Source organism: Streptomyces sp. 7R007 (assembly GCF_054850255.1).
Window position 1 is genome coordinate 223,110 of sequence record NZ_JBTWMV010000008.1, and the last position, 20,392, is coordinate 243,501.

Annotated in this window: 18 protein-coding genes; 13 read left to right on the forward strand and 5 right to left on the reverse strand. The window is 73.6% G+C overall.

Annotated elements, in window-relative coordinates:
* Positions 1–42 precede the first annotated feature (42 nt).
* From ACYF6T_RS13735 to ACYF6T_RS13765, 7 genes are all read left to right on the forward strand, one after another.
* Positions 43–1,377 (forward strand): radical SAM protein, encoded by a 1,335-nt coding sequence (locus tag ACYF6T_RS13735; RefSeq protein ID WP_461696284.1) that lies wholly within the window; start codon positions 43–45, stop codon positions 1,375–1,377.
* 62 nt (positions 1,378–1,439) lie between these two features.
* The gene (locus tag ACYF6T_RS13740; protein ID WP_461696285.1) at positions 1,440–2,006 is read left to right on the forward strand and encodes an RNA polymerase sigma factor; all 567 of its coding nucleotides are present in this window, start codon (positions 1,440–1,442) and stop codon (positions 2,004–2,006) included.
* Positions 2,003–2,749, forward strand: coding sequence for a hypothetical protein (locus tag ACYF6T_RS13745; RefSeq protein WP_461696287.1), 747 nt, complete (start codon positions 2,003–2,005; stop codon positions 2,747–2,749). Before ACYF6T_RS13740 ends, ACYF6T_RS13745 begins: the two co-directional genes overlap by 4 nt.
* 176 nt (positions 2,750–2,925) lie before the next feature.
* Positions 2,926–4,401 carry a cellulose binding domain-containing protein gene (locus tag ACYF6T_RS13750; RefSeq protein WP_461696288.1) on the forward strand — a complete coding sequence of 492 codons (1,476 nt, stop codon included), beginning with the start codon at positions 2,926–2,928 and terminating at the stop codon, positions 4,399–4,401.
* 234 nt (positions 4,402–4,635) lie between these two features.
* Positions 4,636–5,736 (forward strand): ribosome small subunit-dependent GTPase A, encoded by a 1,101-nt coding sequence (gene rsgA, locus ACYF6T_RS13755; RefSeq protein WP_461696289.1) that lies wholly within the window; start codon positions 4,636–4,638, stop codon positions 5,734–5,736.
* 273 nt (positions 5,737–6,009) lie between these two features.
* Positions 6,010–7,392, forward strand: a complete 1,383-nt coding sequence (locus ACYF6T_RS13760) for a bifunctional transcriptional activator/DNA repair enzyme AdaA (RefSeq protein ID WP_461696365.1) — start codon at positions 6,010–6,012, stop codon at positions 7,390–7,392.
* A 6-nt stretch (positions 7,393–7,398) separates the two neighbouring features.
* Positions 7,399–7,884: a methylated-DNA--[protein]-cysteine S-methyltransferase gene (locus ACYF6T_RS13765; protein ID WP_461696291.1), complete on the forward strand. Its 486-nt coding sequence runs from the start codon at positions 7,399–7,401 to the stop codon at positions 7,882–7,884.
* Positions 7,885–7,898: 14 nt separating this feature from the next.
* Here the strand turns inward: ACYF6T_RS13765 and ACYF6T_RS13770 are convergent, their stop codons facing one another.
* Positions 7,899–8,276 carry a PPOX class F420-dependent oxidoreductase gene (locus tag ACYF6T_RS13770; protein WP_461696293.1) on the reverse strand — a complete coding sequence of 126 codons (378 nt, stop codon included), beginning with the start codon at positions 8,274–8,276 and terminating at the stop codon, positions 7,899–7,901.
* Positions 8,277–8,360: 84 nt separating this feature from the next.
* A complete protein-coding gene (locus tag ACYF6T_RS13775) occupies positions 8,361–8,843 on the reverse strand; it encodes a DUF456 domain-containing protein (RefSeq protein ID WP_461696294.1) in 483 nt (160 codons plus the stop codon).
* 417 nt (positions 8,844–9,260) lie between these two features.
* Between ACYF6T_RS13775 and ACYF6T_RS13780 the strand changes: the two genes are divergently transcribed.
* Complete coding sequence (locus ACYF6T_RS13780; RefSeq protein WP_461696296.1) at positions 9,261–11,216, forward strand: PP2C family serine/threonine-protein phosphatase; 1,956 nt, start codon at positions 9,261–9,263, stop codon at positions 11,214–11,216.
* A 65-nt stretch (positions 11,217–11,281) separates the two neighbouring features.
* Positions 11,282–13,024 carry a pyruvate dehydrogenase gene (locus tag ACYF6T_RS13785; RefSeq protein WP_461696297.1) on the forward strand — a complete coding sequence of 581 codons (1,743 nt, stop codon included), beginning with the start codon at positions 11,282–11,284 and terminating at the stop codon, positions 13,022–13,024.
* Here ACYF6T_RS13785 and ACYF6T_RS13790 read toward each other — a convergent pair.
* Positions 13,021–14,451: a helix-turn-helix domain-containing protein gene (locus ACYF6T_RS13790; protein WP_461696299.1), complete on the reverse strand. Its 1,431-nt coding sequence runs from the start codon at positions 14,449–14,451 to the stop codon at positions 13,021–13,023. The two genes, ACYF6T_RS13785 and ACYF6T_RS13790, sit on opposite strands and share 4 nt — an antisense overlap.
* 287 nt (positions 14,452–14,738) lie before the next feature.
* On the opposite strand from ACYF6T_RS13790, the gene ACYF6T_RS13795 reads away from it, so the two are divergent.
* The 3 genes from ACYF6T_RS13795 to ACYF6T_RS13805 all read left to right on the forward strand — a co-directional run bounded on the left by ACYF6T_RS13795 (position 14,739) and on the right by ACYF6T_RS13805 (position 17,110).
* Entirely contained in the window at positions 14,739–15,359 is a 621-nt protein-coding gene (locus tag ACYF6T_RS13795; protein WP_461696300.1) for a hypothetical protein, read from the forward strand.
* A 97-nt stretch (positions 15,360–15,456) separates the two neighbouring features.
* Positions 15,457–15,918 carry a hypothetical protein gene (locus ACYF6T_RS13800; RefSeq protein WP_461696302.1) on the forward strand — a complete coding sequence of 154 codons (462 nt, stop codon included), beginning with the start codon at positions 15,457–15,459 and terminating at the stop codon, positions 15,916–15,918.
* A 742-nt stretch (positions 15,919–16,660) separates the two neighbouring features.
* Complete coding sequence (locus tag ACYF6T_RS13805; protein ID WP_461696303.1) at positions 16,661–17,110, forward strand: ATP-binding protein; 450 nt, start codon at positions 16,661–16,663, stop codon at positions 17,108–17,110.
* Between the two features lie 88 nt (positions 17,111–17,198).
* Here the strand turns inward: ACYF6T_RS13805 and ACYF6T_RS13810 are convergent, their stop codons facing one another.
* On the reverse strand, positions 17,199–18,236 hold the full coding sequence (locus ACYF6T_RS13810; RefSeq protein ID WP_461696304.1) for a DUF2637 domain-containing protein: 1,038 nt from the start codon (positions 18,234–18,236) through the stop codon (positions 17,199–17,201).
* A gap of 303 nt (positions 18,237–18,539) precedes the next feature.
* Positions 18,540–19,385 (reverse strand): (2Fe-2S)-binding protein, encoded by an 846-nt coding sequence (locus ACYF6T_RS13815; RefSeq protein ID WP_461696306.1) that lies wholly within the window; start codon positions 19,383–19,385, stop codon positions 18,540–18,542.
* Between the two features lie 156 nt (positions 19,386–19,541).
* Between ACYF6T_RS13815 and ACYF6T_RS13820 the strand changes: the two genes are divergently transcribed.
* Positions 19,542–20,336 (forward strand): GntR family transcriptional regulator, encoded by a 795-nt coding sequence (locus ACYF6T_RS13820; RefSeq protein ID WP_461696307.1) that lies wholly within the window; start codon positions 19,542–19,544, stop codon positions 20,334–20,336.
* The last annotated feature ends 56 nt before the right edge of the window (positions 20,337–20,392 follow it).

A 20,392-nucleotide genomic window follows, 5' to 3' on the forward strand; every position in this document is an offset into this window, starting at 1 on the left:
TACGGTGAGGAGTCGTACATCTCAGCCGGGAGGAGAGTCGGGATGGGCAGCCGTACCGCACTGGTCGAGGATCTGCTGGAGCGGTTCCCGCACGTGCCACGGGAAGCCGTCTTCAAGGAGGACCTGCTGCGCGGGGGCGTGGCCTTCGACCCGTCGGCGCTCAGCGACAACGAGGGCGGCGAGGTCAAACCGAAGTCGTACTTCATCTTCTCCTTCGACCACGGGACCCTGCCCGAGCTCGGGGAGGCCGCGCTCAGGCGCCCGCCGGAGGAGATCATCCTCACCGGCGGACCGTACGACCTGCGCCGGACCGTCGTCTCCGTGCGCGTGAACCCGGCCTCGCCCTACCGCGTCGCCGCCGACGACGAGGGCGTGCTCGGCCTCTACCTCGACGGCCGGCGCATCGCCGACGTGGGCGTGCCGCCAATGCCGGAGTACTACCGGCACACCCTCTCCAACGGGAAGTCCGTGATGGAGGTGGCCCCCACCATCCAGTGGGGTTACCTGATCTATCTCACCGTTTTCCGCGTCTGCCAGTACTTCGGCGCCAAGGAGGAGTGCCAGTACTGCGACATCAACCACAACTGGCGCCAGCACAAGGCGGCCGGACGCCCCTACACCGGCGTCAAGGACGTCGAGGAGGTGCTGGAGGCGCTGGAGATCATCGACCGTTACGACACCCAGAAGGCATCCACCGCCTACACCCTCACCGGTGGCGCGATCACGAAAACGGTTGCCGGCCGCGACGAGGCGGACTTCTACGGCCACTACGCCAAGGCCATCGAGGAACGCTTCCCGGGACGGTGGATCGGCAAGGTCGTCGCCCAGGCGCTGCCCAAGGACGACGTACAGCGGTTCAAGGACTACGGCGTGCAGATCTACCACCCCAACTACGAGGTGTGGGACCGCCGGCTGTTCGAGCTGTACTGCCCGGGCAAGGAGCGCTACGTCGGCCGCGACGAGTGGCACAAGCGGATCCTGGACTCGGCGGAGGTCTTCGGCGCCCGCAACGTCATCCCCAACTTCGTGGCGGGCGTGGAGATGGCCGAGCCCTTCGGCTTCACCACCGTCGACGAGGCCATCGCCTCCACCACCGAGGGCCTGCGCTTCTTCATGTCGCACGGCATCACGCCCCGCTTCACCACCTGGTGCCCGGAGCCGACCACGCCGCTCGGCAAGGCCAACCCCCAGGGCGCGCCGCTGGAGTACCACATCCGCCTGCTGCAGGCCTACCGCCAGACCATGGACGACTTCGGCCTGTCCTCGCCCCCCGGATACGGCCCGCCCGGCCCCGGCCGCGCCGTCTTCTCCGTCAGCTCCTTCATGGACAGCCTCCCGGCCCAGGAGCCGTCCGCCGAGGAGCCGACGAGGGTGTAACTCCCGCCTGCCGCCGGACATAGAGGGGTGTCATCGCGGACGGCGGACGGAAGGGGGCGGGTGTGCCGGAGGACGGAACACCTGACGCGGAGCACAGATTGCGGGCGCTGTACGCGGCGCACTACGGGCGGGTGCTGAGCTTCGCCCGGCGCCGCGCGGGCGACGCGGAGACGGCGCAGGACGTGGCGGCCGAGACCTTCCTGGTCGCCTGGCGCCGTATCGACAAGGTGCCGAGCGGACCGGATGAGGCGTTGCCGTGGCTGTACGCCGTGGCCCGCAACATCCTCGCCAACCAGGCCCGCGGCGAACGGCGCGGCGGACGCCTCGCCGCCCGGCTCGGACGCACGGCACCCCGGACGGCCGCCAGCCCCGACCACGCCGGGACCGTGGTCGAGGCGCTGCACGTGCGCGAGGCGCTCGCCGCGCTGTCCGAACGCGACCAGGAGACCCTGTGGCTGGTCGGCTGGGACGGCCTGGACACGGCCGCCGCCGCCCGCGTCGTGGGCTGCTCGCCGCGCACCTTCGCGGTACGGCTGCACCGCGCACGGCAGCGTCTGGAGCGGGAGCTCGCACGGCGGGAGGAACCGGGACGGCGGCCGCTGGCCGGAGCGAAGGGGGAGCGGGCATGAGAACACGCGCACGGACGGCCGAAGTCGAGCAGCGGGTACGTCAACTGCTGGGCCCCGCCGACCCGGTGGCCGCCGACGCCCCGCCCGACCCGGCGGTGCTGGACCGCATCCTGGCCCAAGGGGGGCCGCGGTCGCGGGCGTTGCGGCGGCCAGGGCGGCGCTGGGTGGTCGGCGTCGCGGTGGCCGCCGTACTGGGCGGCGGCGGACTGGTCGCGCAGGCCGCCGGCGTCATCCCCGGCGACGTGGACTGGGGGCTCAACAGGGCGGGTCACGGCCCCGGTTCGCACGGGATGGCACCGGACACCGACCGGGCGACGATGCGGTTCGCCGGGACCACGCCCGACGGTCTGCGCATGGAGTACTGGACGGCGCCCAATGCCTCCGGCGGGAGCTGCGCCTATGTGCGCGTCCTGAAGGACGGCCGGAGCACCGACGGCGGCTGGTCCGAGTGCAGCCGCGGCGGCGGCAACGCCTCAACCCCCGCGCTGTGGTGCAACGTCGACACCAACGCGCTGACCGACTGGGTCGCGGTCTACGGCCGCGCGCCGCGCGGAGCCGTCTCCGTCCGGGTCGTCTGGCGGGGCGGCGGCGCCGAGCGTCCGGTCGATGTCGGCAAGGATCGATACTTCCTGGCGTTCCTTCCGTATAACTCTCAAAGCAACGAGTTGTGGCTGCGGGAGTACAGCGCACAGGCGCTCGACGCACACGGGCGGGTGGTGGCGGTCGTGGACTCCGACCGGTAGAACGTGCCCACGGGTACCCACCGGCGGTCGCCGGCAGGCAACTGCCGGTGACCGATGTGAAGAGGGCGCTTGTCAGTTGTGTCGATGTCGTGAAAGGCTCTTGCCCTGCCGCGAGGTTCCCCACAACTCCGTTGCCAATAAGGTGAGTTGACCTCGCTTGTGGATGCAGGAGACCCATGCCCGACCTGCCGACCCCGAAGGACGCCGCCGAGGCCGCGCTGTTCTCCGAGTGCTGGGACGCGGTGCTTTCCTACGCCGATCTGTGCACCGCCGGCTCCGCCGCGGCCACCCGGCTCGCTCAGGAGGCGTTCGCCCTCGGCATACGCGAGGCCCGCACCGCCGACGCCGCCCGCACCGCCGGCCGCCGCTCCCCCCGCCTGCCCGTCATCCCCCTGCTGCTGACCGCCGTACGCACCACGGCGGCCACCTGGGAGACCGACGGACAGGGCGACGACCTCGACCCCGACCTGCGGCTGTGGCTCAACTCCGACAAGGCCGCCCGCTACACCGGCCCGCCGCTCAGCCGCCCGCTCGCCCTGCGCGCCCTGCGGGACCTGCAAGAGGCGGACGCCGCGCTGCTGTGGCTGGCCGAGGTGGAGGCGCTGCCGCTGTCCGTGGTGGCCCGCCGGCTCGGCCTCGACCCGGCCACCGTGGGCGAGGAACTCGCCCAGGTACGCGGCCTGTTCCGGGACCGCTGCCACCGCGCCCACCTCGACACGCCGATGGACGCGCAGTGCCGCAGCTACGCCCGCCTCCTCGACGCGGTCACCCGCTCGCCCGCCGCCGACACCCCCGCCGACCTCTCCCGCCACCTCGCCACCTGCGTGGACTGCGCCGAGGCCGCCGCCTGTCTGCGCCCGCACGGCGGCGGACTGCCCGCCGCCCTGGCCGGCGGCGTCATCGGCTGGGGCGGCCTCGCCTACCTGGAGCGCCGCCGCCGCGCCGCCGAGGTGCGCCTGGGCGCCGGCCGCCCGGAGCCCGGCGACGGGGACGGCGGCGAACCCCGCTCCGGCGCCGACCGGGCCCGCATCCTGCGCAACGGCCTGCTCGTCACCGCCGTCCTGGTCTCGCTGCTGGCGCTGGCCGCCTCGATGATGCCGTTCGGCGGCAGCGGCCACGACGACGCCACCGGCTCCGACACCGCCGACCGCCAGCCCGTCGCCGCCTCCGGCACCACCCACACCTCCGCCGCGCCCACCCCCTCCGCCGTCCCCACCGCGTCGCCGACCACCCCCCCGAGCCGGACCGCCGGCAAGAACCCCGACCCCGAACCCCAGGGCACCTCCTCCTCGACGGCCACCGCGAAGACCGACCCGGACGACCACGCCCCCGCGGTCTGCGAGGCCGGCTTCGACCTCGTCAACCAGTGGCCCGACGGCTTCCAGGGCACCATCTCCGTCACCACCGCCGACGCCCTCGACACCTGGCGCGTCTCCTGGTCCTTCCGCGACGGCCAGCAGGTCGGCCAGATGTGGGACGCGAGCGTCGCCCAGCACGGCTCCCGTGTCACCGCCACCGCCGCCGACTACAACAGGACAGTCCCCGCCGGCGGCACGCTCACCTTCGGCTTCCTCGCCTCCTGGAAGAGCAAGAACACCCCGCCGTACGACTTCACGCTGAACGGACACGCCTGCGCCACGAAAACCGGTTGACGGACCACCGCCGCGACCGGCTACCGTTGCGGCGGTCCTGAACGGGACCGGGAAACACACGAGGAATCACACGAGGAAACCTGCGCGGGAACGCCCGCGCACCCGAGGGAGGTGTCGACCGATGGCTGTCTTTGCGACGAGCGCTGCCCGCATCCGGTTCATCCAGTCCACCTCCGTGGCCGCCGGCTGACCTCACTTTCCTTTCGCCGGGGCCACCCTTGTGAAGGGTCTCCCTTGACTTCCAGTTCCGTTTTCTCCGCTTTCTCCGCGCTCGCCCCGTACGGCTGGGACGAGGCGTGGGCGGACGCGTTCGCCCCCCACGACAGCGAAGGGCTGCTGCCCGGACGCGTGATCCGGGTCGACCGCGGCCAGTGCGACGTGGTCACCGCCGACGGCGTCCTGCGGGCCGACACCGCCCTCGTCACCCCGCACGACCCGATGCGGGTGGTGTGCACCGGCGACTGGGTCGCCGTCGAACCCGGCGGCAACCCGCGCTACGTCCGCACGTGCCTGCCGCGCCGCACCGCCTTCGTGCGCTCCACCTCCTCCAAGCGGTCCGAGGGGCAGATCCTCGCCGCCAACGTCGACCACGCCGTCGTCGCGGTGTCGCTGGCCGCCGAACTCGACCTCGGCCGCGTCGAACGCTTCCTCGCCCTGGCCTGGGAGTCGGGCGCCCAGCCCCTCGTCGTGCTCACCAAGGCCGACCTCGTCCCGGACGCCGTGACGCGCGCGCACCTCGTCCAGGACGTCGAGACGTCGGCGCCCGGAGTGACCGTGCTCCAGGTCAGCGCCGTGCACGGGGACGGGCTCGACGTCCTCGCCGCCGTCGTCTCCGACGGTACGTCCGTCCTGCTCGGCCAGTCCGGCGCGGGCAAGTCGACCCTCGCCAACGCCCTGCTCGGCGAGGACGTGATGGACGTCCAGGCCACCCGGGACACCGACGGCAAGGGCCGCCACACCACGACCACGCGCAACCTCCTCGCCCTGCCGGGCGGCGGTGTCCTCATCGACACCCCCGGGCTGCGCGGCGTGGGCCTGTGGGACGCCGAGGGCGGGGTCGGCCAGGTCTTCGCCGAGATCGAGGAGCTCGCCGACCAGTGCCGTTTCCACGACTGCGCGCACGCCGCGGAGCCGGGCTGCGCGGTGCTGGCCGCGATCGACGCCGGGATCCTCCCGGTACGGCGGCTGGAGAGCTACCGCAAGCTGATGCGGGAGAACCAGTGGATCGTGGCCAAGACGGACGCCCGTATGCGGGCCGAACTGCGACGGGACTGGAAGCGCAGGGGCGCGGAGGGGAAGGCGGCGATGGAGCTCAAGCGAGGGCGACTCTTCTGAACCGCCCCGCCGTCGGCCACCCGGCTGCCGACGGCCCCCGGACTGCCGGCGCTCACCCGGGTGCCGGGGTCGCGGGCTGTCGGCGGTCACCCGGGGTGGTGGGGTTGCAGGGTGTCGGCGGTCGCCGGGGCTGTCGGCGGTCAGCCGGGTGTGGGGGTTGCGGGGTGTCGGCGGTCGCCGGCACTGTCGGCGGTCGCTGGGCCGTTGGCGGTGGGTGTCATGTCCGTTTTCCGCTAGCCCGGCATTGCGTCGCGGCGGAGACTGGACCGCATGATGGACGAAGAAACCCGTTACGAAGCCGTACGCAGCCGCGACGCCCGGTTCGACGGCGAGTTCTTCTTCGCCGTCGAGACCACCGGCATCTACTGCCGGCCCAGCTGCCCCGCCGTCACACCCAAGCGCCGCAACGTCCGCTTCTTCGCGACCGCCGCCGCCGCGCAGGCCTCCGGATTCCGGGCCTGCCGGCGGTGCCGGCCGGACGCCGTGCCCGGGTCGGCCGACTGGAACGTGCGCGCGGACGTCGTGGGCCGCGCCATGCGGCTGATCGCCGACGGGGTCGTCGACCGGGAGGGCGTCGCGGGACTGGCCGCCCGGCTCGGCTACAGCGCCCGCCAGGTGCAGCGCCAGCTCACCGCCGAGCTCGGCGCCGGACCCGTCGCGCTGGCCCGGACGCAGCGGGCGCACACCGCGCGGGTGCTGCTGCAGACCACCGACCTGCCGGTCACGCACATCGCGTTCGCCTCCGGCTTCGCCAGCGTGCGCCAGTTCAACGACACCATCCGGGAGGTGTACGCGCAGACGCCGAGCGAGCTGCGCGGCCGCGGCGCCGGCCGGCGCACCGCGGCCTCGACCGCGGCCATCCCGCTGCGGCTCGCCCACCGGGGGCCGTACCAGTCCGGCGCCGTCTTCGACCTGCTCGCCGCCGAGGCCGTGCCCGGCGTCGAGGAGGTCACCGGCGCACGCGGCCGGCGGATCTACCGCCGTACGCTGCGCCTGCCGCACGGCACCGGCATCGTCGCCGTCGACGAGCGGCCCGGCACGGCGCGCTCCGCGTCCGGCACCCATCCGGGCGGCTGGCTGGAGACCCGTCTGCACCTCACCGACCCCCGCGACCTGACCACCGCCGTGGGCCGCCTGCGCCGCCTGTTCGACCTCGACGCCGATCCCTACGCCGTCGACGAACGGCTCGGCGCCGACGCACGACTCGCGCCGCTGGTCGCCGCCCGGCCGGGGCTGCGTTCGCCCGGCGCCGCCGACCCCGAGGAACTGGCCGTACGGGCCCTGGTGGGACCCGCGGCCGCGCGGGAACTGGTGCGGCGGTACGGCAAGGCGCTGGACGCGCCCTCCGGCAGCCTCACCCACCTCTTCCCCGAACCGGCCGTGCTCGCCGAGGCCGAACCCCACGGCAGCCTGGGCGCGTTGACCGCCGCCCTCGCCGACGGCGCCGTACGGCTCGATCCGGGCGCCGACCGCGACGACGCGCAGGCGGCCCTGCTCGCCCTGCCCGGCATGGACGCCGCCACGGTCGCCACCGTGCGCACCCGCGCGCTCGCCGATCCCGACGTCGCCCCGCCCGGCCTGGACGTCCCCGACAGCTGGCGCCCCTGGCGCTCGTACGCCCTGCACCACCTGCGCGCAGCAGGAGAGTTGGACTGACCTGAGATGACCACCCTGTTCACCCGTGTCGACAGCCCCCTCGGCCCGCTCCTGCTGACCGCCGACCCGACGACCGGGGCGCTGACCTCGCTGTCCGTGCCCGGACAGAAGAACGGACGGACGGTCGAGGGGAGCTGGCGCCACGAACCCGCCGCCTTCCGCGCCGCCGAGGAACAGCTCGGGGCCTACTTCGCCGGCGAACTCAAGGAGTTCGACCTGGAGTTGCGTTCCCACGGCAGCGAGTTCCGCGAGCGGGTGTGGGCCGCGCTCGGCTCCGTCCCCTACGGCACGACCGTGACGTACGGCGAGGTCGCGGCCCGCGTCGGCGCCCCGCGGGCCGCCGTACGGGCCGTCGGCGGCGCGATCGGCGCCAACCCCCTGCTCATCGTGCGCCCCTGCCACCGGGTGATCGGCGCGAACGGCTCCCTGACGGGCTACGCGGGCGGCCTGGAACGCAAGACGCACCTGCTCACCCTGGAGGGAATCCTCTGACCGGAGGGAATCCCCTAGCCCGCCGGCTCCTCAAGCCCCCAGCTGTGGATCCGCCGTGGCCGCACGCGGATCACCTCCTCGCTGAAGTGCGCCCCCAACTCGTGCGGGCCGGTGAGGAGTTCGGCCTCCCCGCGGATCTCGACGCCGCGCACCCGCCAGGGCCGCAGACTGGCGATGTCGTCGACGACCAGGGCGACCTTCGGGTTCTGCTGCAGATTGCGCCACTTCTTGGTGCGGCCCATCGCGTAGCCGCCGATCAGGATGGTCCCGTCGTCCTGCGGGAAGAAGCCGACCGGGTTCGCCTGCGGCTGCCCGGACGGATCGACGGTGGCCAGCCGCCCGAGCCGCTGCGACGTCAGATACGCCCGTTCGGCCTCGCTGAATCCGGTCATGACAGCCAGCCAAACACGCGGGCGACACGGGGCACATCGGCTGCTCGCCGTAGGACCACGGGCTTAGGGCCCGGTCGGCCGGCCCTAGGCCCACAGCACCGCGCCCAGCCACGCCGCCGCGATCAGCAGGCACGTGAACAGTTCCGTCAGCACGCTGGAACCGCCCGAGCGCATCACCGTCCGCAGGGCCGCCATCGCCTCGCCGTGCCGGCCCAGCCGGAGGCGTTCGCACAGGTAGACGCCGGCCATGAAGCCGGGGATCGCGCCCACCACGGGAATCAGGACGAACCCGCAGACCGCACCCGTCCCGGCGTACACCGCCATCCGGGAGGTCGCCCCGCTCGCGCGCAGCCGCCGGGGCGGCAGGGCCCAGCGGACGACCTGGGACAGGAACAGCGCGACCGTCGCCCCCACCAGCACGCCCCAGGCCACCGGCCGCGGGTCCTTCAGCGCCCACCACAGGACCGCGGCCCACACCAGCCACGACCCCGGCACCCCGGGCACCAGCACTCCGCACAGGCCGAGCAGGAGGACCAGGCCGACCAGCAGGAGGTCCCACACTCCCATCTGACCAGCGTGCCGGAGGACCGGAGAACTCGCAGGTCAGCGACGAACTCATGCGCCAATCACAGCGGATCTCAAGGAAGGACGCCGATACTCGGGCAGGCCGACCGTCGTGTGACGTGCCGCGGCTCGATCCCGACCCAGAGCGTGATCCGGGCCCGAGACGTGCCGGCGTCGGTACGAAGGGGATCCGGGCCCGGATCACTCCGGTGGCGCCGGGCGGTTCTCCCGTGGGGGGTGGAACCGCCCGGCGGTCTCTTCCGCGACACCGTGCAGCGCGTCGCGCGTGATCACCGGTCCGGTCGCTCACTCGTACCGCCGTTCGACCGGTCACTCGACACGCCGTTCGACACGCGCGGGCGCGCCTTATTTTCCTGACGCCCCGTTTTCAACCCGGCCTCGCGGTGGACAATTAGGGGCATGAGCCAGCAGGGGGGAAGGCCCACCGGTCACGAGGACGACTGGTGGCGGCAGTTGTACGACGACTCCACCGAGGACACGGGACCCACGGCAGCCCCCGACTCCCTGGACGACCGGTTCGCCTCGGCGGCGGGAGCGGTGGGAGCGGGTTCGCCACGCCGGGACGCGCCGGGCGTCCCCGCGCAACGGCCGGACGGCGAACCCGCTCCCGGCGGCGCGCCCCGGCAACCACCCGCACCGGACCGCGCCTCCACGGAAACCCCCGCGACGTCGATCCCGTCCTCCCGCACACCACCCGGTCCACCGACGACCGACGGGGTGCGACCACCGCGGACCCCATCCGCCGACGAGACACCACCGTCGCGGACACCGACCCGTGGCGAGTCTCCACCACGGACACCGACCGGCGATCGGCACCGGTCGTCGCGCACTCCGACGGGTGGGGAGGCGCCGCCGTCGCGGACACCGACCCGTCAGGAGCCGATGCCGCGGACTCCGACCCGCTGGGAGCCGGCGCCACGGACGCCGACCGGCGGTGCGGGCCGACCGCCGAGCAGTCCGGCCGGGCGCCGGGAGGAGCCGCGCGACGGGTCGCCTGGGCGTGAGGGAACACCGTCCGGCGCCTCGCCCCGTCGCGAGGTGCCCCGGTCCGACGCAACGCCCCGCCGCGAGGGGCCGCGGTCCGACGCAGTGCCCCGTCGCGAGGCGCCGCCGTCCAGCCCCCCGCCCCCGGCGACTCCGCCACCCCCGCCGTCCAGCCCTCCGCCCCCGCCGGCGTCTCCGCCACCCCCGCCGCCCGATTTCGCCCCGGCGGTTCCCGGGGCGGCCTCCGGTCCCGGCGCGGAGCCGGTCCCCAACCCCGACCCCGGTCCCGGCCCGGGCGCCGGTCCCGTGCATGGCGCGCCCGGCATCCCAGACGCCCCCCAAACCACCCCTCACTCCTCCACCCCCCACCCCGCCACCCACCTCGACCTCCCCACCCTCCCCCCGTCCTCCGTCGACTACGTCGGATCCGGGCCGCCCACCTACGACGCCGAGCCCACCGCCCTGCCGCCCGCCGACCCCGACGACCTGGACGATCTCGTCGCGGACACCGTGCTGGACGGTGCCCGGTACGGGGCCTGCACGCTGCGGGCCGCCTCCGTCCGGGGGGACTCCGCGCGGTTCCGTGGGGAACCCCGCCGCGACTCCCTCCTCACCGCCCGCTTCGGCAGCGGCGAGAACGCCCTGGTGCTCGTGGCGATGGCCACCGGCGCCCGGGCCACGCCCGGCGCGCACCGGGCCGCCGCCGAGGCCTGCCACTGGATCGGCCGGGCCGTCGGCCGCAGTCACGCCCGGCTCGCCGAGGACATCAGGGCCGCCCGCCGGGGCGACCTCAAGTCGGGCCTGCACCGCCTCACCGCCCGCAGCCTCGGCAAACTCCGCGCCAGCGCCGCCGAACAGGGCATCGAACCGGAGGAGTACTCGGCCACCCTGCGCTGTCTGCTGCTGCCCGCCGACCCCGACTGCCGTACCCGCGTCTTCTTCGGCGTCGGCGCCGGCGGCCTGTTCCGCCTCAGGGACGGCGAGTGGCAGGACATCGAACCCAGCGTCGCCGACGTCACCGGCGATCCCGTCGTCGGCTTCGGCTCGCTGCCCGCCGAGACGCCCGAGGGCGACCGCCTCACCATGGACCTCGGCATCACCACCCCGCCGAGCCCGTACGAGCCCGCCCCCGAACCGCCCCACGAACCCTTCCGCTTCCGCGCCTCGGTAGCCCGGCCGGGTGACACGCTCCTGATGTGCACCGGCGGCCTCGCCGACCCGCTGCGCGGCGAACCCGACCTGTGCCGTCATCTGACCGGCCGCTGGAGCGGCCCCACCCCGCCCGGCCTGGCCGCGTTCCTCGCCGACACCCAGGTCCGGGTCAAGGGGTACGCCGACGACCGTACGGCCGCGGCCGTTTGGGAGGCGTGAGCGGGCAGTCTGTGAATTCATGGACCCAGAGGGATCTTTGGAGACCGAAGGGGCAGCAGACCACCATGGCCAAGCAGACCGTCGCCGAACAGTTCGTCGACATCCTCGTCCGCGCCGGAGTCGAACGCCTCTACGGCGTCGTCGGCGACAGCCTCAACCCGGTCGTCGACGCCGTGCGGCGCAACGCCGCCATCGACTGGGTGCACGTACGCCACGAGGAGACCGCCGCCTTCGCGGCCGGCGCGGAGGCGCAGATCACCGGCAAGCTGACCGCGTGCGCCGGCTCCTGCGGCCCCGGCAACCTCCACCTCATCAACGGCCTGTACGACGCCCACCGCTCGATGGCGCCCGTCCTCGCCCTCGCCTCGCAGATCCCGTCCAGCGAGATCGGCCTCGGCTACTTCCAGGAGACCCACCCGGACCAGCTGTTCCGCGAGTGCAGCCACTACAGCGAGCTGATCTCCAGCCCGAAACAGATGCCCCGCCTGCTGCAGACCGCCATCCAGCACGCGGTCGGCCTCTCCGGCGTCAGCGTCGTCTCCCTCCCCGGCGACATCGCCGCCGAGACCGCCCCCGACAAGGCCGCCGAGACCGCCCTCGTCACCTCCCGGCCCACGGTCCGCCCGGGCGACGCCGAGATCGACGAACTGGTCCGGCTCATCGACGCGGCCGACAAGGTCACCCTGTTCTGCGGCAGTGGCACGGCGGGGGCGCACGCCGAGGTGATGGAGTTCGCCGGGAAGATCAAGTCACCCGTGGGACACGCCCTGCGGGGCAAGGAGTGGATTCAGTACGACAACCCGTACGACGTCGGCATGAGCGGTCTGCTCGGGTACGGCGCCGCCTACGAGGCCACCCACGAGTGCGACCTGCTCATCCTCCTCGGCACCGACTTCCCGTACAACGCCTTCCTGCCCGACGACGTGAAGATCGCCCAGGTCGACGTCCGGCCCGAGCACCTGGGCCGTCGCTCGAAGCTGGACCTGGCCGTGTGGGGCGACGTGCGCGAGACGCTGCGCTGTCTGATCCCGCGGGTGCGGGAGAAGACCAACCGCCGCTTCCTGGACCGGATGCTGAAGAAGCACGCGGACGCGCTGGAGGGGGTGGTGAAGGCCTACACCCGCAAGGTCGACAAGCACGTGCCCATCCATCCCGAATACGTGGCGTCGGTCCTCGACGAACTGGCGGACGACGACGCCGTGTTCACGGTCGACACCGGCATGTGCAACGTGTGGGCGGCCCGCTACATCTCGCCCAACGGCCGCCGTCGGGTGATCGGTTCCTTCTCCCACGGTTCGATGGCGAACGCGCTGCCGATGGCGATCGGGGCGCAGTTCACCGACCGGGGCCGGCAGGTGGTGTCGATGTCCGGGGACGGCGGGTTCTCCATGCTGATGGGCGACTTCCTGACGCTGGTGCAGTACGACCTCCCGGTCAAGGTAGTCCTGTTCAACAACTCCTCCCTCGGGATGGTGGAGTTGGAGATGCTGGTCGCCGGTCTCCCCTCCCACGGCACGACCAACAAGAACCCCGACTTCGCCGCCGTCGCGCAGGCATGCGGCGCCTACGGGGTGCGGGTCGAGAAGCCCAAGGACCTGGCCGGGGCACTGAAGTCGGCGTTCAAGCACAAGGGTCCCGCCCTCGTCGACGTCGTCACCGACCCCAACGCCCTGTCCATCCCCCCGAAGATCAGCGCCGAGATGGTGACCGGCTTCGCCCTGTCGGCCTCGAAGATCGTCCTGGACGGCGGGGTGGGCCGCATGCTCCAGATGGCCCGCTCCAACCTCCGCAACGTGCCGCGGCCCTAGTTCCCGTAGGGGACCCAGGCCCGTTCGCCCGAGTCGTCCGTGCCGTACCAGTAGCGGGGCTTGCCCTGGATGCCGCTGGTGCGGAACGGGCGGCCGTGGTCGTCGATGCGGACCGTGCCGGTGCGGCCCTGGCAGGACCAGTCGAGTTCGAGGTACCAGCGGGCGTCGTAGGTGTCGGTGGTCGCGTCGACCAGCAGCACTTCCGGGTCCTCGGCGGAGACGCGGTAGGGGAAGTGCACGGCGGGGATGGTGTGTTCGCTGTCCGCGCCGTCCTTCGGGCGGGCGGTGGGACGGTCGGCGTCCAGGTTCACGGTGAAGCTGCGGGGCGTGAGCTCGCCGCCGCAGCCCTGGTCCATGGCGTACGCGCTGCCCGCGGCCGGGGTGCCGCGGCTGACGATCCGCACCCGCAGCGCCTCCAGGACGACGGCCGTGGACGACCTGCCCTGCACCGAGATCTGCACCATGGTCTGCCGTCCGTGCACCGCCCGCTGCGTCGCCGCCCACGCACCGGCGTCCTGCTGGACCGGGGGAGGGGGGACCTGCGCGGGCGGCTTGTCCACGACGTAGTCGTGGCCGCAGCCCATGTTCCAGACCTGGGAGTCGGCCGTCCAGGCGAGGGGAACCCCCGTGACCGCGGGCGCGCCGCCCTTCGCGGTCGCCGAGGGCGCGTCCTCGGGCGTGGGGCGCGCAGAGGCGCGTCCACCTGCCGAGGGCGAGGCCGACGACCGGCCGGGGGAGGGGCCGCTCGCCGGGGCCGAGGGGTGCTGCGACGCGCGGGCTTCCGTGGTCCGGGAGCGGGCGGGGCCCCCGGCCGACCCGGAGCCGCCCTTCGTCCCGTCCGCCGGCAGCGCGGCGAGGCTGCCCAGCGTGACCAGCAGCACGGCTGCCGCGGCGGCCCCGACCAAAGCCGGCCGGCGCCTGTACCAGGGGCGGGCGGGCGCGGGGGCGCTCGCGCGCGGAGGCTCACGGTCGCCGCGTCCCGCGTTCCGCTCCTCCTCCTTCGCCTCCTCCACCGCCGCGACCTCCGCCCACGAAGCCCCGACGCTCCCGTCCCGCCCTGCGCCACCGGCCGTGGTCAGGGCCTCCGTCGCGTCCGTCACGCCCGCGGCGTCCGACGCCTTCGACGCGTCCGTCGCCCCCATCGCATGCGCCGGCTTCTCGCCCGGCTGCGGGCGCTGTCTCGCCGCCACCGCCCGCAGCCACAGCCGATGCAGTTCGAGCCGTTCCTCCGGTGTCGCCGCGCAGAACGCGGCCAGGCGTTCCACGGGGGCGTACTCCTGCGGTACCGCCTCGCCCGCGCAGTACCGGTGCAGCGTCGAGGTGTTCATGGCGAGGCGCCGGGCCAACGAGCCGTAGCTCCGGTCCGTCCGGTCCTTCAGCCGGCGCAGCAGCGCCGCGAACTCCTCGACCTCGTCCACCGTCGACACCGTTCCCCCTCCTCGTGCGGCGCTCCCGTATCCCAGGCGCTCCCTGTACCTGCACGTCAGACGGGCTGGGATGGTTCCACCGTCGCCGAAGGGCCGCAAGGCGTTGCGCCGGGGGCGGGTGACCGCCGATGCTCTTGGTGTCGCACCGACCAGGGCCGGACCGACCATCCGCCGTCGCCGCGACATGCCACATCCGCGCAGACCGCGGACGTGCGCCTGGCCACCGCACCCAACCGTCACACCCGGCCACCGCACACAACCACCGCACTCATCCACGGGGGACATCCATGCCCAAGCGCACCCGAGCAGGTGTGCTCTTCGCACTCGCCGTCACCGGCCTCGCCCTCGGCGCCTCGCTCGCCACTCCGGCGGACGCCGCCACCAGGGCGCCCGGCTTCCTCGCCGCGGCCGACCTCCCGCCGCACCCCACCTCGTCCTGGACGGCCGGCGAGGTCACCGCGGGCGTTCCGGAGGAGGTCGAGCAGGACCGCTGCCTGGGAACGGCGCTGGGCGGGGGCCAGGACACCTGGTACCGCGACTTCCGCACCGACCTCGACACCGGCGCCCGTCAGGTCAGCGTCGAACTGCCCGGCACCCGCGCTGCGAAGAACCGCGTGGCACGGCTGGCCAAGGACATCACGTCCTGCCCGGCCCGCATCGAGCGGGCCGACCCGGAGATCGAGGCCACCCTGAAGGACTACGGCACCCTGCCCGTCGAGGAGGGCGCCCACGTCTACGGCCTGCACACGCAGACCTCCTGGGGGGCGACCGACATCCGTCTGATCTCCGTCGGCCGCGACGGCCGCACCGTCACGGTCGTCGACTGGGGCCAGATGGGCACCTTCGCGGACGCGCCGGTGACGGCCTTCGGGAAGACGACGGTCACGGCCGTGAACAAGCTCCACTGACCGCGCGAACCAGGGCCGCCCTCCCGCCACGGGGGTGGGGAGGGCGGCCCGCCCATGACCAACCGGCTCCACCTCACGAGAAAACGGGGAACACACCATGAGCAGCAGGACCCGCACCGTCGTCACCGCCGGCCTCCTCGCCGCCGCCCTCGGCCTCGGCGTCACCGCCCAGGCCTCCGCGGGCGCCCCGCGCAGTGTCAGCGGCAAGCCGTCCGACGACGTCACCCGTATCGCCGACTTCTACGGCGCCTACATCGACGCGGTGACCGACGAGGACAGCGGCACCCTCGGGACGGCCCTGCGCGGCCACTACCTCACGCCCGCCTTCCAGAAGGAGCTGGCCGCCTGGGAGGAGAGGGAGCACGCGGACGGCGTCCTGCGTGCCCAGAACGTCCCGCTCGCCTGGAAGGTCACCGCCGTCGGCACCACGAAGAACCGCACGGAGGCGGTCGTCACCCTCACCTGGAGCCGGAACGACACCACGCGGCTGGTCGTCGACATGACCCGCGACACCCGCGAGATCTTCCACATCGGCGCGAAGGGCGCGGCGGCGAGGTAGCCACCGCGGCGAAGCAGCCGCCCCGGCCGCCGGGGGGAGCGGTTTCCGGCCAGTTTCCCCCGCGGCTCGGGCGGCGGCTCCGCGGCCGCCGCGGCGTCCAGGACCAGCCGTCACACCTCTTCGCCGGATACGACCGGATCGGCAGCCCCGGATCGGCCGTTGGGGCGATGCCGCGCGGTGCGGACGCCGTCCGGACGCGTAGGCCGCAGGCCGTGCCGTGCGCCCGGATCCGCGGTGGCCGCCCGGAACAGATGCACCGGCTCGCCTCCGCTCGCCGGGGACGCGGTCCTCAGGTGCCGGTTGCGGGGGGTGTACGCCCTTGAGGGGGACGTCCGCAGCGGCGTACGGCGGCCCCCGCGCCCGGCCCCGGCCCCGCCCACCCGAACCGGCTCGTCGACCAGGGCTTTCCCCGGCCGGGCCGGTCGGGGAGGGCTCCCCGCGTGGCCCGCACATGCCATACGGGCAGGACCGGCGGCACATGGCCCGTTCGCGCGGGAGCCGCACGGCGGCCCGGCGGCGGCCCGGACGGGCCCGCCGAGGATGTCCCCGGGGTGTCCCGGAGGTGTCGTCCGGCCGCTGGAGCTCGGCGGAGCCGTGGCCGAACACCTGGTCGTTGAGGATTCGACATGACTGCCGCGTGTCCCAGGGGGCATGGATCCCGTGAACGTGTTCGACAAGGAGGGGAACCGACATCGGCACGCGGGCGGGGGTCATGAAGAGGCAGGCACGAGGGGGCGGTCCCATGGTCATCGGGGCCTCCTCGCCGAAGACGGAGGACAAGACCGACGGCGCCACCGACCGGGCGCGGTCGTCCCGGATGCGGCGCAGACTCGGACGCGCGGACCTGAAGGCGGTGGGGGAGACCCGCAGGGAACTGCGCGAACTGCTGCGGCAGTGGGGCAGGCCTGGGCGGTCCGAGATAGCGGAGCTGCTCACCAGCGAACTCGTCACCAACGCGCTCGTCCACACCGACCGCGACGCGGTCCTGACGGTCACCGTCGAACCGGACGGCCTGAGAGTGGAGGTGAGGGACTTCGTGGGGCGCCGGCCCATCCTGTGCGTGCCGAACGCCGACGACGGCACGCACGGCAGGGGCCTGGTCCTGGTGCAGTCCCTCGCCGACGCCTGGGGCGTACGGTCGCACGGCGTGGGGAAGGCGGTGTGGTTCGAACTGGACGCCGAGGCGGCATGACAGGGCCAACGGGAAGGGGCGTGACCTCGCGGGTCACGCCCCTTCCCGTTGCCGTGACGGCCCCTTCACCGGGCCGTGGCGGTCGTTCCTAACCGAACTGCTGCTCCAGGTCCTTGAGCTTGCGCTCCAGCGAGTCCAGCCGCGGCAGGGCCATTGTGTCGTCCTCCGCGGTGAGGTCGACGGTGACCGACTCAGAGCCGCCGCTGCGGACGGGCTGCAGCGAGGGACGGGGCCGTACGGGCAGCTGCTCCGCGGTGGATATGGCAGGCTCCGAGACCGGGGCCGAGGCCCGCTCCAGGGCCTGCGGCTCCTGCCGGCCGCCGCCGCGCCCGACGAAGCCGCGGTGGCCGCGGCTGATCGCCTTGAGCTGGGCGCGCTCCAGCCGGTCCGCCTCGCGCCGGCGCAGCCGGTTCTCCTCCTTCTGCCGCTTGTCCTCGCGTACCTCCTCGACCGCCTCGTCCAGGCTGCGCACGCCCTCCAGGAGCATCAGCGACCAGGCCCTGTAGGTCTCGCGGGGGGCCCGCAGCCAGCGGACGATGCGGATCTGCGGCAGCGGACGCGGCACCAGGCCCTGCTCGCGCAGCGCGGCCCGGCGGGTCTGCTTCAGCGCGCGGTCGAACAGGACGGCCGCGGACAGCGACATGCCGGCGAAGAACTGCGGGGCGCCCGCGTGGTCGATGCCCCGCGGCGCGTGCACCCAGTTGAACCACGCCGCCGCGCCCGCGAACGTCCACACGAGTATCCGGGAGCCGAGCGCCGCGTCACCGTGGCTGGCCTCGCGCACCGCGAGCACGGAGCAGAACATGGCCGCGCCGTCCAGGCCGAACGGCACCAGGTACTCCCAGCCATCGGTCAGGCCGAGGTTCTGTTCGCCGAAGCCCACCAGACCGTGGAAGGACAGCGCCGCTGCCACCGCCGCACAGCAGAACAGCAGGATGTAGGAGGCGGTGCCGTACAGGGCCTCCTTGCGCCTGCGGCGTTCCTCGCTGCGCTCCCACGAGTCTTCGGTCTTCGCGTGCTCCCCGGACCGCTTGCTGCGCGCGAGCACCGCCACCGCCGCCAGCATGCCCAGGAGCAGTACGGCGCCCGGAAGCAGCCAGTTCAGCGATATGTCGGTCAGTCTCATCAGGGGTCCCTTGCATTGGGATAGGGCGTAACGCCCGCCATAGTGGCCCAATCCCACCGGCCCTCAGGGGGTTTCGGGGCAAGAGGCCGCCAAGGAAGCGCAAGGGAATGCCCAGGGCGGCTTTCTGCTCGAACTGCCGCTTGAGGGGCGGGAGTTGAGTTCGAATAAGACTACCCGTACGGATGGTTCCTCGGAAAGTTCCTGCGACAAGTGAGGAAGTTGTGAATCACCTGTAACCGACGGGCGGTCCCGCTCGCGGGTGATCTTAGCGGGTGTCCTGCGGTGCCCGCGCCTGAGGGTGCCTCAACTCGCCGCGGCCAGCAGCCTGGTGACCCGGTCCGCGTCGCAGGTGCGCGGGCAGGTGGCGCAGGTGTCCTCGGGGCGCACCGTGTAGAACATGCAGCAGCTGGCCCGGTCCCGGGTGGGCAGCGACTCCCCGTCGGGTCCGGTCAGTTCGCGGAAGGCCGCCGAGCCGACGTACGGCCGGGTCGCGCCCGGCAGCAGCGACTCCAGCTCCCGCCGGGCCCGTTCCTGCTCGCCGAGCAGGTGGGCGACGTACCAGAGCCCCTCCACCATCTCGTCGGTCGCCATGCCCCACAGCGCCCGCCCGCGCCGCCGCATCCGCGGCCCGAACCCGGCGAGCACCGGTTCGAGGTGCTCGGCCACCGCCGCCCGCACCCGGGCCCGCAGCTCCTCCTCGCCGCCGACCACCTCGGCGCCCGGGAGCCCGGCCGCCGGGTCGCCCGGCAGACAGGCGAAGCCGGCCGGCCACACCGCCATACGGCCGACGGACAGGCCGGGGGCCGTGCGGTCGTACGCGACGTGGGTGACGGGGAAGCGCGGCACCCGCCGGTGCAGGAACCACGGCACCGTGATCAGCAGACAGGCCGGCCAGGCGTAGCGGTGCAGGCCGAAGCTGGCGATGACGTCGGGGCGTGCCTGCTGTCCGTAGTCGCGCCGCACCTGTGCGTCGTCCCACTCCAGGAACGCCTCCAGGTCGGCCCCGCCCTGTGCGAGGGACGCGGCGGCGACCCAGCCGCCCCCGCGCGGTGCCGTCTCGCCGGCGTCCAGCTCCACGATCTCCAGGCCGGGAAAGGCCTCGGTCAGACGGGTGTAGGCGTCCGTGAGGGCCGAGCGGGATGCGGGCATGCGGGACCACCGATCCGGGATCGACTTAAAGGTAAGCCTTACCTTACCCGGCATGGGCGAGATGTGAACTGACGGTCCGTGCGCTTAAGGTGCTTGACGTACGAGTGGCAACCCGCCGTAATGACCCCAAGTACCGACACGTCCCGAGGAGGACCCGTGAGGCAGAGCGCGCAGGGCTCCGCGGGGACGGGGATGCCGGCGGCCGGTCCCGGTGTGCCGAGGGTGCCGCAGCAGCCGGGGGCGGCGGACGTCGACCGGAGGGTGCGCGGGACGGGTCACCGGGGTGTCGATGCGGGCGCGGCCCGGGGGGAGCACACGCACAGCGAGCAGCCGATGCCCGGCGCCCGCTCGCTCCAGCGGCCGTCCGTGCGCGGGCAGATCCTCGACGCGCTGCGCACCGCCCTCGCCGCGGGGGAGTTGACGCCGGGCGAGGTGTACTCGGCGCCCGCGCTCGGCGAGCGGTTCGGGGTCTCCGCGACGCCCGTGCGGGAGGCGATGCAGCAGCTCGCGCTGGAGGGCGCCGTCGAGGTCGTGCCCAACCGGGGGTTCCGGGTGGTCCGGCGGGGCGCCCGGGAACTGGCGGAGCTTGCCGAGGTGCGGGCCCTGATCGAGGTGCCGGTGCTGCTGCGGCTCGCGCGGACGGTGCCCGTCGAACGGTGGGCGGAGCTGCGGCCGCTGGCGGAGGCGACGGTCCGCGCGGCCGCCGCGGGCTGCCCGGCCGGGTACGCCGAGTCGGACCGGGCCTTCCACCGGGCGGTACTGGGGCTCGCGGGCAACGAGCAGCTCGTGCAGATCGCCGACGACCTGCACCGCCGCACCGTCACGGCCCGCACCGACCTGCTCGCGGACGCGGCCCAGCACGGCGCGCTCCTGGACGCGCTGATCACCCGGGACACGGAGACGGCCCGATCCCTGCTGAACGACCACTTCACGCCCCCGGCCCGACCGTAGCCCGACGGGACCACCACGAACCGGCGGCCCGCCCCTTGGGGGCGCTGCGATGGGCG